Source organism: Variovorax sp. (genome assembly GCF_965279555.1).
Classification (GTDB): domain Bacteria; phylum Pseudomonadota; class Gammaproteobacteria; order Burkholderiales; family Burkholderiaceae_C; genus Variovorax.
In genome coordinates, this window is the sequence record NZ_OZ257247.1 from 2,018,403 (window position 1) to 2,034,542 (window position 16,140).

The 16,140-nt window shown below is 68.4% G+C and carries 17 protein-coding genes; 10 read left to right on the forward strand and 7 right to left on the reverse strand.

The genetic code is table 11. The annotated features are described in order from the left end of the window. Nucleotides 1–46: 46 nt before the first annotated feature. Nucleotides 47–940 carry a LysR substrate-binding domain-containing protein gene (locus ACQY8B_RS09780; protein ID WP_422086515.1) on the reverse strand — a complete coding sequence of 298 codons (894 nt, stop codon included), beginning with the start codon at nt 938–940 and terminating at the stop codon, nt 47–49. Nucleotides 941–996: 56 nt separating this feature from the next. On the opposite strand from ACQY8B_RS09780, the gene ACQY8B_RS09785 reads away from it, so the two are divergent. Then, entirely contained in the window at nt 997–2,169 is a 1,173-nt protein-coding gene (locus ACQY8B_RS09785) for an NAD(P)/FAD-dependent oxidoreductase (RefSeq protein WP_422086516.1), read from the forward strand. Nucleotides 2,170–2,179: 10 nt separating this feature from the next. On the opposite strand, the gene ACQY8B_RS09790 is transcribed toward ACQY8B_RS09785, so the two are convergent. Continuing rightward, nucleotides 2,180–3,517, reverse strand: coding sequence for a DUF3443 family protein (locus tag ACQY8B_RS09790; protein ID WP_428745013.1), 1,338 nt, complete (start codon nt 3,515–3,517; stop codon nt 2,180–2,182). Between the two features lie 34 nt (nt 3,518–3,551). Continuing rightward, nucleotides 3,552–4,112, reverse strand: a complete 561-nt coding sequence (locus tag ACQY8B_RS09795; RefSeq protein ID WP_422086518.1) for a DUF2844 domain-containing protein — start codon at nt 4,110–4,112, stop codon at nt 3,552–3,554. A 173-nt stretch (nt 4,113–4,285) separates the two neighbouring features. Here ACQY8B_RS09795 and ACQY8B_RS09800 point away from each other — a divergent pair, with 173 nt between their 5' ends. From ACQY8B_RS09800 to ACQY8B_RS09825, 6 genes are read left to right on the forward strand one after another with little or no spacing between them, the layout of a single operon-like run. Next, on the forward strand, nt 4,286–5,323 hold the full coding sequence (locus tag ACQY8B_RS09800; protein WP_422086519.1) for a class I fructose-bisphosphate aldolase: 1,038 nt from the start codon (nt 4,286–4,288) through the stop codon (nt 5,321–5,323). A gap of 54 nt (nt 5,324–5,377) precedes the next feature. Next, a complete protein-coding gene (locus ACQY8B_RS09805; protein ID WP_422086520.1) occupies nt 5,378–6,676 on the forward strand; it encodes an acetyl-CoA hydrolase/transferase family protein in 1,299 nt (432 codons plus the stop codon). A gap of 34 nt (nt 6,677–6,710) precedes the next feature. Next, nucleotides 6,711–7,931 carry a helix-turn-helix domain-containing protein gene (locus ACQY8B_RS09810; protein WP_422086521.1) on the forward strand — a complete coding sequence of 407 codons (1,221 nt, stop codon included), beginning with the start codon at nt 6,711–6,713 and terminating at the stop codon, nt 7,929–7,931. A gap of 43 nt (nt 7,932–7,974) precedes the next feature. Further along, complete coding sequence (locus tag ACQY8B_RS09815) at nt 7,975–8,640, forward strand: hypothetical protein (protein ID WP_422086522.1); 666 nt, start codon at nt 7,975–7,977, stop codon at nt 8,638–8,640. A 38-nt stretch (nt 8,641–8,678) separates the two neighbouring features. After that, entirely contained in the window at nt 8,679–9,470 is a 792-nt protein-coding gene (locus ACQY8B_RS09820; protein WP_422086523.1) for a DUF899 domain-containing protein, read from the forward strand. Between the two features lie 31 nt (nt 9,471–9,501). Continuing rightward, nucleotides 9,502–10,146: a hypothetical protein gene (locus tag ACQY8B_RS09825; protein ID WP_422086524.1), complete on the forward strand. Its 645-nt coding sequence runs from the start codon at nt 9,502–9,504 to the stop codon at nt 10,144–10,146. Here the strand turns inward: ACQY8B_RS09825 and msrA are convergent. From msrA to ACQY8B_RS09845, 4 genes are all read right to left on the reverse strand, one after another. After that, nucleotides 10,143–10,844 carry a peptide-methionine (S)-S-oxide reductase MsrA gene (gene msrA, locus ACQY8B_RS09830; RefSeq protein ID WP_422086525.1) on the reverse strand — a complete coding sequence of 234 codons (702 nt, stop codon included), beginning with the start codon at nt 10,842–10,844 and terminating at the stop codon, nt 10,143–10,145. The two genes, ACQY8B_RS09825 and msrA, sit on opposite strands and share 4 nt — an antisense overlap. Nucleotides 10,845–10,946: 102 nt before the next feature. Continuing rightward, nucleotides 10,947–11,243, reverse strand: coding sequence for a pentapeptide MXKDX repeat protein (locus tag ACQY8B_RS09835; protein ID WP_422086526.1), 297 nt, complete (start codon nt 11,241–11,243; stop codon nt 10,947–10,949). A 104-nt stretch (nt 11,244–11,347) separates the two neighbouring features. Further along, the gene (locus ACQY8B_RS09840) at nt 11,348–12,139 is read right to left on the reverse strand and encodes a molybdopterin-binding protein (RefSeq protein WP_422086527.1); all 792 of its coding nucleotides are present in this window, start codon (nt 12,137–12,139) and stop codon (nt 11,348–11,350) included. 7 nt (nt 12,140–12,146) lie between these two features. Next, nucleotides 12,147–12,794, reverse strand: a complete 648-nt coding sequence (locus tag ACQY8B_RS09845; RefSeq protein ID WP_422086528.1) for a cytochrome b/b6 domain-containing protein — start codon at nt 12,792–12,794, stop codon at nt 12,147–12,149. 98 nt (nt 12,795–12,892) lie between these two features. On the opposite strand from ACQY8B_RS09845, the gene ACQY8B_RS09850 reads away from it, so the two are divergent. The 3 genes from ACQY8B_RS09850 to ACQY8B_RS09860 all read left to right on the forward strand — a co-directional run bounded on the left by ACQY8B_RS09850 (nt 12,893) and on the right by ACQY8B_RS09860 (nt 16,136). Next, nucleotides 12,893–13,618 carry a response regulator transcription factor gene (locus ACQY8B_RS09850; RefSeq protein ID WP_422086529.1) on the forward strand — a complete coding sequence of 242 codons (726 nt, stop codon included), beginning with the start codon at nt 12,893–12,895 and terminating at the stop codon, nt 13,616–13,618. Beyond that, complete coding sequence (locus ACQY8B_RS09855; RefSeq protein WP_422086530.1) at nt 13,615–15,114, forward strand: HAMP domain-containing sensor histidine kinase; 1,500 nt, start codon at nt 13,615–13,617, stop codon at nt 15,112–15,114. Before ACQY8B_RS09850 ends, ACQY8B_RS09855 begins: the two co-directional genes overlap by 4 nt. A gap of 77 nt (nt 15,115–15,191) precedes the next feature. Next, the gene (locus ACQY8B_RS09860; RefSeq protein ID WP_422086531.1) at nt 15,192–16,136 is read left to right on the forward strand and encodes a crotonase/enoyl-CoA hydratase family protein; all 945 of its coding nucleotides are present in this window, start codon (nt 15,192–15,194) and stop codon (nt 16,134–16,136) included. The last annotated feature ends 4 nt before the right edge of the window (nt 16,137–16,140 follow it).

The window sequence follows — 16,140 nt, forward strand, 5'->3', positions numbered from 1 at the left end:
TCGGCCTGCAGCAGCAGGGCTTTCTCGAACGCAACCCGAACGCCGTCTAGGCCGGCGTCAACCCGAGCACCCACCGCTTGAAGTGCTCCAGCGCCCCGGAGGCCGGCCGGCCTTCGGGGTAGGCGAAGTAGTAGCCCTGGCGCACGTCTAGGTGCCGGTCGACCGGGATCACGAGTTCGCCGGTCTTCAGTTCATGCTCGACCAGGATGCGCGGCGCAAGGCCGACGCCCATGCCGGCGGCCGTGGCCGCCACCACCATGGTGAACAGCTCGTAGCGCGGCCCGCGCGATGCATGCACCGTGTATTCCCAGCCTTGCTGCGCATACCAGTCGCGCCAGGCGTGGGCGCGCGTGCTCAGGTGCACGTGGCGGCAGCGCTCGAAGCCGGCCTCGTCCCACGGCCCGTTGGCGTCGCGGAAGGCAGGGCTGCAGATGGGCACCATCTCGCCTTCGGCAAAGATCAGCCCGCCGCGCGTGTTCGGCCAGAACTGGTCGCCGAAATAGATGGCCGCGTCGTAGGCGTTCTCCTGGAAGGAAAAAGGCTGCGAGCGTGCCGACAGGTTGACGGTGATGTTCGGATGCAGCTCGCTGAACTCCGGCAGGCGCGGAATGAGCCACTGCGTGGCGAAGGTGGGCACCACGGCCAGTTCCAGCACAAAGCCCATCTCGTGGCCGGCGCTGATTTCCAGCGTGTCGCGGCGGATCTGGTCGAGGTGGCGGCGGATGCGCGCGGCGTATTCGCGGCCCACGTCGGTCAGCGTGAGCCGCCGCCGCACGCGCGAGAACAGCGGCACGCCCAGCCGCTGCTCGAGCATGGCCACCTGCCGCCCGACGGCGCTTTGCGTCAGCGCGAGTTCGGCGGCCGCGCGGGTGAAGCTCCCCAGCCGCGCCGAGGCCTCGAAGGCCTGCAGCGCGCCGAGGTTGGGAATGTCTTTTCTCATCGGCGCTATTCTGAAGGGCATGCGTGCGGTCGCACGGGCGGCAAGAAAGGCATTTCATGCGTCGTGTGGTGATCATCGGCGGCGGGGCGATCGGCTCGGCCATCGCGTACTTCCTGACCCTCGACCCGAAGGAGGAACCCTTCGAGGTTACGGTGGTCGAGCGCGATTTCTCGTACCGGCAGGCGTCGTCGGCGCTGTCGGCCAGCTCCATTCGCCAGCAGTTTTCCACCGCGATCAACATCGAGATGTCGCTCTATGGCATCGACTTCATGCGCTCGATCGGCCAGACCCTGCGGGTGGGCGACGAGGTGCCCGACATCGGCCTCGTCGAGCCCGGCTACCTGTACCTGGCCTCGCCGGCTGGCGTGGACGTGCTGCGCGAGAACCATGCGATGCAGAAGGCGCACGCGGTCGACGTGGCGCTGCTGACGCCCGGCGAGCTGAAGACGCGTTTTCCGTGGCTATCGACAGAGGGCGTCGCACTCGCCTCGCTCGGGCTGTCGGGCGAAGGCTGGTATGACGGCTACAGCCTGCTGCAGGCCTTTCGACGGAAGGCGGTATCGCAAGGCGTGCGTTATGTGCAGGCGCACGCGACGGGGCTGCGCCGCGACGGCCGGCGGCTGACCGGCGTGCAGCTCGGCAACGGCGAGACGCTGGATGCCGACGTGGTCGTCAACGCCGCGGGCGCGTGGGCCGCAACGGTTGCGGGCTGGGCCGGCATCGAGTTGCCGGTGCGCGGCCGCCGCCGCAGCGTGTTCAGCTTCTCGTGCCCCGACGCGCTGCCGGGCTGCCCGCTGGTCATCGACACATCCGGCATATGGCTGCGGCCCGAAGGCCGGCAGTTCATCTGCGGCTTCGCGCCGCCCGAGGCGCAAGACCTCGACGACCAGCCGCTGGACGTGGAATACGAGGCCTTCGACAGCTTCATCTGGCCCGCGCTGGCCGAACGCGTGCCGGCCTTCGAGGCTATCCGCATGACTGGGGCATGGGCCGGCTACTACGAGATGAACGTGTTCGACCACAACGCCATCCTCGGCCTGCACCCGGATTGCGACAACCTGTACTTTGCGAACGGCTTCTCCGGCCACGGCCTGCAGCAGTGCCCGGCGGCGGGGCGGGGCGTGGCGGAGCTGATCCGCTTCGGCGGCTACCGCAGCCTCGACCTGGACGCGGTGTCTTTCGCGCGCATCCTCGAGAACAGGCCGCTGCTCGAGAAGAACGTGATCTAGCCGCCTGGATTCAAGGCGACGCCAATGCGGTGAACGGCCCCTGCTGGCCCAGCGCGGACTGCCCCTCGTTGAGCACCGCGACGAGCCTGCCGTAGAAGAACGGAAGGCCGAAGTCGATGGCGCTGCCGATGCTCGCGGCGGCCACGTTGTTGACCGCCACCGCGCCCGGATTGCTCGTGAACAGCGACTGCGCGTTCGCGATGGCAAAACTCTGGCTCAGCGCGGGCCCGGTGGCCGCCGTGAAACTGGCGCTCAGGTCCAGCGAACTCGGCGGGCAATAGAAGCCCTGATAGGTGCTGCCCTTGGCGCACTGGGCGATCGTCGAATCGTTCAGGAAGAAGAAGTTCGATCCGCTGTCCAGGAAGCTGTCGGGGAAGCTGCTGTTCTTGTAGGTGGCCGAGACGCGCAGCGTGCGCGGGTTCGTCTGCAGCACCGTCGCGCCGGTCATGGCGTTGTTGGCCTGCGTGGCAACGCCGAAGTAGAGCGTGCCGACGGTCACGCCCTGGCCCGCCGAGGAAATCGCGGGCAGCCCGAGCACCACGCCGTTGTTGTCCTGCGCGAAGCTGGCGACGATGTTCTGGGCCTGCTGGGCGAGCGGCACCGCCGTGTTCTGGCACTGCGCTCCTGCCTGGCAGGTGTAGTAGGTGGCCGCGACCGCCTTCTGCGCGCATGCGCTGCCGCAGTCCTGCAGGAACGCGGCCACGCCGATGATGCCGTTCGTTCCCAGCTCGGCCGGGGTGTTTTCCGCCTGCAGCGTGCCGTTGTCGGAGCATGCGCTCGGCACGGCGCCCGCCGCGGTGTCGCCCGTGACCTGCAGCGGTTGCGCCGCCGCCGACTTCGGCCCCAGCGTGACGTCGGCCGTGCGCATGGTTCCCCATGTATAGCCGTCGAGGAATTGCTCGCAGGCGTTCAGCGGCGCGCCGCTCACCGACTCCTGCGGCAGCGCCGCCAGCATCGACGAATTGAGCGCGGAGGCGGCGATGCGGATGCCGGTGGAGCCGGTGTCGACCAGGACGTTGTCGATCGTCTGGCAGGTGCCGGTTCCCGGTGCGCAGATTTTCACGCTGACCTGCGGAAGATTGACGCCGCTCGTGTCCGTTCCGCGCGACACGGTAAGGGACATGGAGTTCTGCGAGGTGGTCGTGGGTGCGGGTGTCGGCGCCGGGGTGCTGGTGGTGGTCGGCAGCAGCGCGATCGGCAGTGCGCCGCCGCCTCCGCCACCCCCGCCACCGCCGCAGGCAGCGAGTCCCAGCAGGCTTGCGGCGCATGCCGCGATGGCCGCCGCTCTGAGAATCAGGGTCCGGGCGCCGGCGGCAGCGCGTGGGCTGCCTGCTTGTCGTGGTTCCATGGGCATGGTGGCTGCTTGCGGGAGGGTGGGTTGGTCAGGAGTCTTGCGGGACGGACAACGTGTCCGGATCGAGCCCGGGCGGCAGCAGCCGTGGCAGCCAGGCGATGCCCGTCGACGAGCGCTGGTGTGCCGAGGCATGCACCGCGAACGTGTCGTCCACCTGCGAGGTGGAGCCGTGGGAGCCCCGGCCCTGCTGGCGCAACTCGCGTGCCTTGCGGGACATCTGCGTGGCGTACTGCGTGCCCAGCAGCACCGAGAGTTCAGGCCGGTGAGAGCCGCGCCACGCCACCGCGAAGACGACGCCGTCCGAGTTCAGGTATTCGCGCTCGACCAGCCCGTCAGGCAGCGTGGTCTCTCGCATGGTCCAGTTGTTCGCCGTGCTGGCCGTGCCCGCGTCGGCGGCCGCAGCGGCCGCGGGGGCCGCGGCCTTGCGCGATGCGTTGGCGACCCGCTGGGACGGCCCCATGGTGGGGGCGCCGCCCAGTTCCGCGAACGCGCAGGGCGTTGCGAACACGGCGGCGGCAAGCGCGATGCCGGCCAGCAAGGTGGCCGCGTTGGCGCGGCGTGCATGACATTCTTGTGACCTGCTGTTCATCCTGAGTTCCTTTCCGTCCCGACGCGCGAAGGTTAATGCCCGTTCGCGTCGCCTTGGCAAAGACCCGGAGCGCCGCATTGGCTGCAATGCCAAGTCGGCCAGCGATCAGGTTGGCGGTGTTAACGAGTGGCCGGGGAGGGCGTAGGATGGCCGCCAGAGAGGTGTCACCACTCATGACCGCACAGACATTGATCGATACCGCCAGCGCGCTCGTCGCCGGCGACAAGGGCCTGCTCGCCATGGACGAGAGCAACGCCACCTGCAACAAGCGCTTCGCCGCGCTGGGCATTGCGCAGACCGAGGCGGCGCGGCGCGACTGGCGCGAGCTGATAGCCACCGCGCCGGGCCTGGGCGACAGCATCAGCGGCGCCATCTTGTTCGACGAGACGATCCGCCAGCGGACCAACGCGGGCAAGCCCTTTGCCCAGGCGCTGTCCGACGTGGGCATCGTGCCCGGCATCAAGGTCGACATGGGCGCCAAGCCGCTGGCGGGGCACCCAGGGGAAACCGTCACCGAAGGCCTGGACGGCCTGCGCGAGCGCCTCGCCGAATACGCCGGCATGGGCGCGCGCTTCGCGAAATGGCGCGGCGTGATCGCCATTGCGGAAGGTCCGGGCGCGGGCCTGCCCACGCCGGCCTGCATCGACGTCAACGCCCATGCGCTCGCGCGCTATGCCGCGCTGTGCCAGGAGGCGGGGCTCGTGCCCATCGTCGAGCCCGAGGTGCTGATGGACGGCGGCCATTCCCTCGCGCGTTGCGCCGAGGTGACCGAAGAAGTGCTGCACCGCACCTTCGCCCAGTTGCTTGCACAGGGCGTGCTGCTCGAAGGCATGCTGCTCAAGCCGAACATGGTGCTGCCCGGCCAGAAGGCCGCCACGCAGGACCCGGTCGACGCGGTGGCCGACGCCACGGTGGCCTGCCTGCTGCGTGCCGTGCCCGCCGCGGTGCCGGGCGTCGCTTTCCTGTCGGGCGGCCAGTCCGCACAGCTGGCTTCGGCGCGGCTGAATGCGATGAACACCCGGCACAAGTCGCGCCTGCCCTGGGCTCTGACCTTTTCGTTCTCGCGCGCGGTGCAGCAGCCTGCGCTCGATGCGTGGAAGGGCGATGCGGCCAACGTCGCGGAGGCGCAGCAGGCTCTGGTGTTCCGCGCCCGCTGCAACCAGGCGGCGCGCCGCGGCGGCTATGACACCAAGCGCGACGCACCCCGTTGACCGGCAACGGACCCGACGGCAAACACAACGAACAGAGACAACACACAAAGCTTCATGACGATCCAGGACCTCTACCAGCGCAAGCTCGTTTCCGCCGCCGACGCCGTACGCCAGCAGGTGCGCGACGGCGACATGATCATCGTGCCGACCGGCGTCGGCGAGCCGCCCACGCTGCTCACGGCCCTGTCGGAGCAGCGCCGCGATTTCCGCGACGTGAAGGTGGCGCAGATCCTGGCGATGCGCAAATACGCCTACATCGACCCGGAGACCGTCGGGCATGTGCGCCATGTCGCGCTGTTCTTCGGCGGTGCCACGCGCGCGGGCGGGCAGGCGGGTTGGATCGACTTCATCCCCAACTATTTTTCGGAGATCCCGGCGCTGATCGAGCGCGGGCAGGTTCCGGCCGAGGTGGTGTTCACCATGGCATCGCCGATGGACGCGCACGGCTACTTCGCGCTGAGCCTGGGCGCCGACTACACCATGGCCGCCGTCGCCAAGGCGCGCGCGGTGGTGCTGGAGGTGAACCCGAACGTGCCCTTTGCCTACGGCGCATGCCATGTGCATGTGTCGCAGGTCGCGGCGCTGGTGGAGAACGATGCGCCGGTGATGGAAGTCGGGCTGCCCAAGATCGGCCCCGTGCAGGAGTCCATCGGCAGATACGTGGCGGAGCTGATCGACGACGGCTCGACGCTGCAGATCGGCTATGGCGGCATTCCCGACGCGGTGGTGATGCAGCTCACCGGCAAGCATGACCTGGGCATCCACACCGAGATGATCGGCGACGGCATCCTCACGCTGGTGGAAAGCGGCGCGGTGACGAACCGGCGCAAGAACTACCTGCCGGGCAAGTCGGTCGCGACCTTCGCGCTGGGGTCGAACAGGCTCTACCGCTATATGGACCGAAACCCGTCGCTGGAGATGCACCCGGTGAACTTCACCAACGACCCCGCGCTGGCGGGGCTCAACGACAACCTGGTGGCCATCAACGCGACGATGCAGATCGACCTGCTGGGGCAGTGCGGCTCAGAGAGCCTGGGGTATGCGCCTTACTCGGGCACCGGCGGGCAATCGGACTTCGTGCGGGCGGCCAATCGCTCGCGCGGCGGCAAGGCCTTCATCGTGCTGCCGTCGACTGCCAAGGGCGACACCATTTCGCGCATCGTGCCGTCGCTGTCGCCGGGCACGCACGTGAGCACCAGCAAGAACGACATCAACTATGTCGTCACCGAGTACGGCGTGGCGCAGTTGCGCGGCAAGTCCGCCAAGCAGCGCGCGCGGGAGTTGATCGCCATTGCGCATCCTGACTTCCGCGCGGAGCTGACCGAGCAGGCCAAGCGGGCGAATCTGCTGTGAGGCCCGGGCGCGACAAGCGCGCGGCGGGCTGTGCATGGATTCGCTGATTGCCGCCTCCGCGCGCGCCCTTGCCGCCGGCGATGCGCTCGGCGCCCTGAAGCGGGTGGCCCTGCGCGACGACCCGCCGGCGCTGGCGCTGCGCGGCATCGCGATGGCCCAGCTCGGCGAGCATCCGCGCGCCCGCGAGTTGCTGCGCCGGGCCGCACGCGATTTCGGCGCGCATGAAGAAACGGCGCGTGCACGCTGCGTGGTTGCCGAAGCCGAAGTGGCGATGGCCATGCGCGATCTCGGCGACTCGCCGCGCGCCTTGGCTGCGGCCGCAGTCACCCTCGAGGCGCGCGAAGACCACGCCAATGCGCTTCAGGCGCGGCTGATCGCGGTGCGGCGGCTGTTGCTGCTCGGCCGTCTGGACGAGGCCGCCGAAGCGCTGGCAAGGCTCGACGCGCGCGGCCGTCCGCCTGCGCTGGCGGCAGTGGCTGAACTCACTTCGGCCGAACTGGCACTGCGCTCGCTGCACATGGGCAACGCACAAGCGGCGCTGGCCCGCGCGCAGGAGGCCGCCGTGCAGGCGCATGTGCCGGCGCTGCTGGCCGAAGTGGCGGAGATGCGCTCGGCGCTCGAACGCCCGGCCGCGCGACGCCTGTCGGCAGAAGGCGAACAGACGCTGCGGCTGGGCGAGGTGGCCGCGCTGCTGGCGTCGGACGCGCTGGTCGTCGACGCCTGTCGGCGCGGGCTGGGTGCGGGCGACAGCTGGCAGCCGCTGGCGCGACGGCCGGTGCTGTTCTCGCTGGCGCGCTCGCTCGCCGAGGCCTGGCCGGGCGATGTCGACCGCGAGGCGCTGATCGAGTGCGCATTCCGCACCCGCCGTCCCGACGAGACGCACCGCGCCCGCCTGCGGGTCGAGATCGGACGGCTGCGCGCGCTCGTCAAATCGCTGGCCGGCATAGAGGCGACGGCGCGCGGCTTCATCCTCAAGCCGCATGATGGCCGCACGGTGGCCGTGCTGGCACCGCCCATCGACGGCGAGCAGGCATCGCTGGTGGCGCTGCTGTCCGACGGCGCGGCGTGGTCGACATCGGCGCTGGCTTTGGCCCTGGGCGCGAGCCAGCGCACCGTGCAGCGCGCGCTGGCCGAGCTGGAGGAAGAGGGCCGGGTCCGCTCCATCGGCCAGGCCAGGGCGCGACGCTGGCTGTCGCCGCCGCTGGCCGGATTCACGACGATCTTGTTACTCCCTTCCGCGCTGCCTATTGAATAAAGTTGTCTCCAGGGCGCCATTTCAGGCGCACCAGGAGCCAACGATGAGCAACAAGACAGGCAGCGCCGCGGTGCATGCGGCAGAGATCGTGCGCGAATACGGACCCTTCGCGGGCTCCGACAAGGTGGCCGGCGTCACGCACGACGGCCAGCGCGTGTGGGCCGCCACCGGCGCCGCGCTGGTGGCCTTCGACCCCGCCAGCGGCGAGGCCACGCGCACGCTAGACGTGGCCTGCGACGCCGGCACCGCCTTCGACGGCACCCACCTCTACCAGATCGTCGATGCGCGCATCGACAAGATCGACCCCGCCAGCGGCAAGGTGCTGGCGTCCATTCCGGCCCCGGGCAAGGGGCTCGACTCCGGCCTGGCCTGGGCCGAGGGCAGCCTGTGGGTGGGCGAGTACCGCAACCGCAAGATCCACCAGATCAACCCCGAGACCGGCGCCGTCGTGCGCAGCATCGAGTCCAACCGCTTCGTCACCGGCGTGACCTGGGTCGACGGCGAACTGTGGCACGGCACATGGGAAGACGACGAGAGCGACATCCGCCGCATCGACGCGCAGAGCGGCGCCGTGCTCGAGCGGCTCGAAATGCCGCGCGGCGTGGGGGTGAGCGGCCTGGAGTCCGACGGCGCGGATCTTTTCTATTGCGGTGGCGGCAACAGCGGCAAGGTCCGCGCCGTGCGGCGCCCGAAGGCGGCCAGGTCCTGATTGCCGCTTCATCACTTTCCAGCAAGGAGCACTGAATCATGAACACAGCCATTGCCGAGCAAACAGCCATCCAGAACCATCCCGTCGTGCCGCGCGACCGCTGGCTCGCCGAGCGCAAGACGCTGCTGGCGCGAGAAAAGGAACTGATGCGCCTGCAGGACCAGATCGCCCGTGAACGCCGCGCATTGCCGTGGGAGCGCGTTCGCAAGAACTACGTGTTCGACACGCCCCAAGGCAAGCGCACGCTGGCCGACCTGTTCGAGGGCCGCCGCCAGCTGGTGGTGCAGCACTTCATGCTCGGCCCGGGATGGGGCGAGGGTTGCCCGAGCTGCTCCTACATGGCCGACCACACCGACGGCATGAACGTGCACCTGGCGCAGCGCGACATCAGCTTCGTGGCCGTCTCGCGCGCTCCCTTGGCCGAGATCGCCCGCTTCCGCGAGCGCATGGGCTGGCGGTTCGATTGGGTGTCGTCCAACGGCAGCGACTTCAACCACGACTTCCACGTCAGCTTCACGCCCGACGAACTGGCCGCGGGCGAGGTCGACTACAACTACGGCAAGCGCTCATTTCCGGCCTCGGAGGCACCCGGCGTCAGCGTGTTCTACAAGGACAAGGACGACGCGGGCGACGTCTTCCACACCTACTCGACCTATGGCCGCGGCGTGGAAGTGATGATGGGCGCCTACAGCCTGATGGACCTCACGCCCCAGGGCCGCGGCGAACGCGACGTGCCGCACAAGATGGAGTGGGTGCGCCATCACGACCGCTATGAGCCGGCGGCGGCCGGGAAGGCGGCTGCGGATTCGTGCTGCTCTCACCGCGCCTGAGCCCGGCGCTGCTTGACCGATCGGGAATGTCATGGCGAACCTGTGGCCCTGGCTGGCCGTCGCCGGCCTCGGCGCCCTTCATGGACTGAGCCCGGCGAACGGCTGGATGTTCGCTGCCGCGTGCGGCGTACAGGCCCGCGACGCGGCGCAGGCGCGGCGGGCCCTGCTGCCGATTGCGGTCGGGCATGGCGTGTCTATCGCCGTGGTGGCGTGGGGCTTCGCCTGGGGCATGTCGGTGGAGCATGCGCGGGTGCAGGGCGTGGCCGGCCTGCTGCTGGTGGGGATGGCGGCCTACCGCTGGCTGCGCGGCGAAGCGTGGCAGGTCGGGCGTAGAGCGTCCGGAATCCGGGCGGGACAGTCAGGCATCGCGCTCTGGTCTTTTCTCATGGCCACCGCGCACGGCGCCGGGCTGATGCTGGTGCCGGCGCTCATGCCGCTGTGCCTGGCCGACAACCCGGCACGCGAGATCACCGCGTCGGGCTCGCTGCTGCTGGCGCTGGCGGCGGTCGGGGTGCACACGGCCGCGATGCTGGCAACGACCGGTGCCATCGCCGCCGGGGTTTGCCGCGGCGTGGCATTGCATCCCCGGCTCATGGGCGAGCGTTTCCAGCGCCACGCCTGGACGCTCGCGCTGGCAACCACGGGCGTGCTGCTGGTCGTGCTGCGCGGAGGCTAGCCGGCTTTCGCGGTCTTCACCAGCGAAGGCGTCGCCTTGTAGACCTCGGGGAACAGCTTCTTCAGATCCTCGATCTTCGGCAGGTCGTTGATCGCGATGTAGGGCTGGTTCGGGTGCAGCGTCAGGTAGTCCTGGTGGTAGTCCTCGGCTGCGAAGAAGGGCTTGGACATTTCGACCGTGGTGGCCAGCGGCTTGCCGTAGGTCTTGGCCTGGTTGAGCTGCGCGATGTATTCCTTGGCGATGCGCGCCTGCTCGGCGTTCTCCGCGAACACGGTCGAGCGGTATTGCGTGCCGGTGTCGGGGCCCTGGCGGTTCAGCTCGGTCGGGTCGTGCGCCACCGAGAAGTAGATCTGAAGCAGCTTGCCGTAGCTGATCTGCTGCGGGTCGTAGGTGATGCGGACCGACTCGGCATGGCCGGTGCGGCCCGAGCCGACGTCTTCGTAGCGGGCCGTCTTGGCGTCGCCGCCGGCATAGCCCGAGACTGCGTTGCTCACGCCCTTGACGCGCTGGAACACACCCTGCACACCCCAGAAGCAGCCGCCGGCGAAGACGGCGGTCTCGGTCTTGGCCGTGGGGGCGGCGGTCAGGTCGGCCGTGGGAGCCGGCACGCGGCGCGAGGTTTCCGCGGACGAGGGCACGGCATACCAGACGAGGGCCGCGGCGGCCAGGGTGCCCGCGGTCAGTGCGAAGGATTTCATTGGCTTTCCTTTCAGGAGGCTCCTGTTGAGTGGCGCGACATTGACGCCCAATCCGCCGTTCGTCAAATGAAGGGGGCGGACCGGGCGACCCGCGCCCGGTGCTTACTTGGACATGGAATCTTTGGACATCGAGTCCTTGGACATGGCGTCCTTGGACATCGAGTCCTTCTTCATGGCGTCCTTGGACATGCTGTCCTTCGCCATCGAATCCTTCTTCATGCCGTCCTTGGACATCGAGTCTTTCGACATGGAATCCTTCGCCATCGAGTCTTTCTTCATGGCGTCCTTGGACATCGAGTCCTTGGCCATGCCGTCCTTGGCCATTTCGTCGGCGGCAAAGGCAGAGGCGCCGGCGAAGGCGATGCAGGTAGCGAGCAGGGTTGCGGTGAGCTTGTTCATTTGGAGTCTTCCAGTTGAGGTGTCATTTTTCAAAAAGATCGGCCTTGGTCCCTTGGAACACGGCCTCGCGCTTTCATCGGCAGTCGAGCGGCTGTGGCAGCCCCTCAGCTCCCTCCGAACCAGTTGTAGCCCTGGTCTTCCCAGTAGCCACCGGAATAGGTGTTGGTGACGAACATCGCCTTGATGTGCTTCGGGTTCTTGTAGCCAAGCTTGGTCGGCATGCGCAGCTTCATCGGAAAGCCGTACTTGGGCGGCAGCGGTTGCCCGTCGTAGGTCAGCGTGAGCAGCGTCTGCGGGTGCAGCGCGGTGGGCATGTCGATGCTGGTGTAGTAGTCGTCGGCGCACTTGAAGCCCACGTACTTGGCGGTGGTGTCGGCGCCGATGCGGCGCAGGAAGTCGGCAAAGCGCACGCCGCCCCAGCGGCCGATGGCGCTCCAGCCCTCCACGCAGATGTGCCGGGTGATCTGGTCTTCCTGCGGCATGGCGCGCAGCTCGGCCAGCGTCCAGGCGTGCTTGTCGGCGACCATGCCGGTCACTTCGAGCCTGTAGCCGGCTTCGTCGACCTCGCGCACTTCGTCTTCGCCGTAGTAGGCGTTGAACGGGAAGGGGCGGGTGATCTCGGCTTCGGTGTAGGTGGGTGCGAGCTGCGTGGGGCTGAAGATCAGGCCCTGCACCTTGTCGTTGAAGCGCGAGATCTTCGTCAGTGCGGCATCGACCTGCGCGTTGTCGCTGATGCTGCAGCCCGTGAGCAGCGACAGGCCGCCGAGCGTGAGCGAGCGTTGCATGAAGAGGCGGCGCGACGGCTGGTCGAGCTTCTTTTCGATCAGCGAGCGGGCTTCGCGCAGCACGGCCTCGCCGTCGATGCCGCTCAGGGTGGGTGCCTTGAAGATTTTCATGGTTGGGTCAGGCCTTGGGCGCACGGCCGCGGAGCATGGTGAGAAGGGTGCGGGGCACCAGGGCCACCATCACCAGGTGCACGACGACGAAGGCCACGATGGCGGCCATCGCAAAGAAATGGATGCGGCGCGCGAATTCGTAGCCGCCCAGCAGGTCGCGCAGCACCGCGAACTGCACCGATTTCCACAGCACCAGTCCCGACAGCACGATCACGATCAGGTCGAGCATCACGAACAGATAGGCCAGCTTCTGCACGCTGTTGTAGCGGCGCGGGTCGGCGTGAGAGAGCTTGCCCTTGAGCGCAGCCAGCGCGTCATGCAGCACGCCGCGCGGCGTGACCGGAAAGAACTTGGCCGCCAGCCGGCCGCTGGCGATGTTCAGCACCAGGTACACCAGTCCGTTGAACACCAGCAGCCACATGGCGGCAAAGTGCCACTGCAGCGCGCCGCCAAGCCAGCCGCCGAGCGTGACCACGGTGGGAATGGTGAACGGGAAAAACGGCGACGCGTCGTAGATGCGCCAGCCGCTCGTCACCAGGATCAGCACCGCCAGCGCATTGAGCCAGTGCGTGATGCGCATCCACAGCGGGTGGATGGGGCGGCGATCTGCCTCGGGGGCCTTGGCGGCAGGAGGAGCGATGGCTGTGCTGTTCATGGGGCGGATTGTTTGGCGCACCCCATGGCCGATTCATCACGCAAACTTCAATTAATCGTGATAACTCCAAATCCCGTATCGCGGGAGAATGCCACCCCATGGACACAGCCAAGCGCGTGCTGATCGTCGAGGACGACGCCCACATTGCCGAACTTCTGCGCATGCACTTGCGCGACGAGGGCTATGCGGTCGAGCATGCCGCCGACGGCCATGCCGGCCTGCGCGAGCTGGAGCGCGGCAACTGGGACGCGCTGGTGCTCGACCTGATGCTGCCCGGCATCGACGGCCTCGAAATCTGCCGCCGTGCCCGCGCCATGACGCGCTACACGCCGATCATCATCATCAGTGCCCGCTCCAGCGAGGTGCACCGCATCCTCGGGCTGGAGCTGGGCGCCGACGACTACCTGGCCAAGCCGTTCTCGGTGCTGGAGCTGGTGGCGCGGGTGAAGGCGCTGCTGCGGCGCACCGACGCGCTGGCCCGCAATGCACGCATGGAGTCGGGCAGCCTCACGCTGGGCAACCTCGACATCGAGCCGCTGGCGCGCGAGGTGCGGGTGGACGGCAAGCTCATCGAACTCACGCCGCGCGAATTCGACCTGCTGTACTTCTTCGCCCGCAACCCCGGCAAGGTGTTCTCGCGGCTCGACCTGCTCAACCAGGTCTGGGGCTACCAGCACGACGGCTACGAGCACACCGTCAACACCCACATCAACCGGCTGCGCATCAAGGTCGAGGCCGATCCGGCGCAGCCGCGGCGCATCCTCACTGTGTGGGGGCGGGGCTACAAGCTGTCGCCCAACGCGAACGGGGAGGACTCGGCATGATGGCCTGGAGCACGCTGTCGCGGCGGCTCTCCGCCGTGTTCGCGGTGCTGCTGCTGGTGTGCTGCGGCGCCTCGGCGTGGCTGCAGATGCGCTCCAACGGCATCCACGAGCAGGAGGTCGTGCAGCGCCTGTCGCTCGGCCTGGCGGCGCACATCGCCGAGAACTCCGAGCTCATGAAGCCCGGCGGACTCAACCAGGAGGCGGTGAAAGACCTGTTCGACAAGCTGATGGCCGTCAACCCGAGCGTGGAGGTCTACCTGCTGGGCCTGGACGGCCGCATCAAGGCACAGGCGGCGCCCCAGGGGCACCTGAAGCGCGACGCGGTCGGGCTGGAGCCGATCCGCAAGCTGCTGGCGGGCGCGCCGCTGCCCATCGGGGGGGACGATCCGCGCAGCCTCACGGCATCAAAGGTGTTCAGCGCCGCGCCGCTGCGCATGGACGGGCGCGACGCGGGCTATGTCTACGTGGTGCTGCAGGGCGAGGACCACGATGCGCTGGTCGCCAACGCGGCAACCGACAACGTGCTGCGCACCACGCTGTGGTCGATGGGGCTGGTGGCATTGCTCGGGCTGCTGGCGGGGCTTGCGGCCTTTCGCCTCATCACCCGGCCGCTGCGCGAGCTGACGGCGGCGGTGAAGCGCTTCGAGACCGAGGGCATCGCCTCGCTCGAAGGAGAGACGCCCACGCTGGAGCGCCTGTCGCGAGGCACCGACGAAATCGCGCAACTGGGCCAGGCCTTCACGCAGATGACGCGTCGCATTGCCGAGCAATGGCGCGAACTCACGCTGCAAGACCAGCAGCGCCGCGAGCTGTTCGCCAACATCTCGCATGACCTGCGCACGCCGCTCACCTCGCTGCACGGCTACCTCGAAACCCTGCTGCTCAAGGCCGGCACGCTCAGCGAGGAAGAGCGCCGGCGCTACCTTGAAATCGCGCTCGGCCAGAGCCGCAAGGTCGGCCGCCTCGCGCAGGAAGTGTTCGAGTTGGCCCGGCTCGAGTACGGCGTGGTGAAGCCCGAGAAAGAAAATTTCGCGCTGGCCGACCTGGTGCAGGACGTGTTCCAGAAGTTCGAGCTGGCGGCCGAGGCGCGCCACCAGCGGCTGAAGCCCGACATCGCGCCGGGCCTGCCGGTGGTATCGGCCGACCTGGGAATGATCGAGCGCGTGCTGACCAACCTGCTCGACAACGCCATCCGCCACACACCGGCGGGCGGAGAGATCGTGGTGCAACTGCGCCAGGAGAACGCCGGCGTGACGGTGCAGGTGAGCGACACGGGCCCGGGCATTCCGGGCGAGCTGCAGAAGTCGCTCTTCATGCGGCCAGTGTTCATGAGCGGCTCGCGCACCGACAGCGCGAGCAGCGGCGGGCTGGGCCTGGTGATCGTCAAGCGCATCCTGCAACTGCACGACAGCGACATCCGCCTGGTGCAGCAGCCCGACAGGGGGGCTGTGTTCCGCTTCCAGCTGGGTGGTGCGGGGAGCGCCGCAGGGGCCTGAGCGGCTGTTTGCCTGTGTTGGGGGGCGATGCTACAAGCGTGGCGCGACCCGTTCCAAAACACAGGAGACAAGAGACCATGCCAGTTTTCGACACCGTCCTGATCGACAAGGACCCGCAGCACCCGCGCATTGCGCGCCTCGTGCTCAACCGCCCCGAGAAGCTCAACGCCATCGGCGAGACCACGCCCTCGGAGATCCGCCGCGCGGTCGAGTGGGCCGAGGCCGACGACGAGGTACACGTCATCGTGGTCGAGGGCGCGGGCCGCGCCTTCTGCGCCGGCTACGACCTCGGCGACTACGCCGAGGGCCACGGCCGCGAGGGGCAGGGCGACCACCCTTGCCGGCAGGAAAAGACGCCGTGGGACCCGATGCTCGACTACGCCGCCATGAAGGGCAACACCGACGACTTCATGGCCCTGTGGCGCAGCCGCAAGCCCACCATCGCCAAGGTGCATGGCTACGCGGTGGCCGGCGGCAGCGACATCGCACTGTGCTGCGACCTGCTCACCATGGCCGACGACGCACGCATCGGCTACATGCCCACGCGCGTGTGGGGCTGCCCGACCACCGCCATGTGGACCTACCGGCTCGGCGCCATGCGCGCCAAGCAGCTCATGTTCACCGGCGACACCATCGACGGCAGGCAGGCGGCCGAATGGGGCCTGTCGAACTTCTCGGTGCCCGCCGACCAGCTCGACGAGGCCACGCTGAAGCTGGCCCTTCGCATCGCGGGCGTGCCGCGTTCGCACCTGATGATGCACAAGCTGGTGGTCAACCAGGTCTGGCATTCGATGGGCTTGGAACAGAGCCAGATGTTCGCCACCGTGTTCGACGGCATCACGCGGCACAACCCGGAGGGCATGTGGTTCCGGCGGCAGGCGGAGGCCGAGGGCTTCAAGAGCGCTGTCGCGTGGCGCGACAGCGGGCGGCCGATTCCCGAAGGCGACGAGGCCCGCGCACGCATCGCGGAACTCGAAGCGAAGCTGGCCACGGCGCGGGCGGCGGTGCTGCCCGCGGGCTGACCAG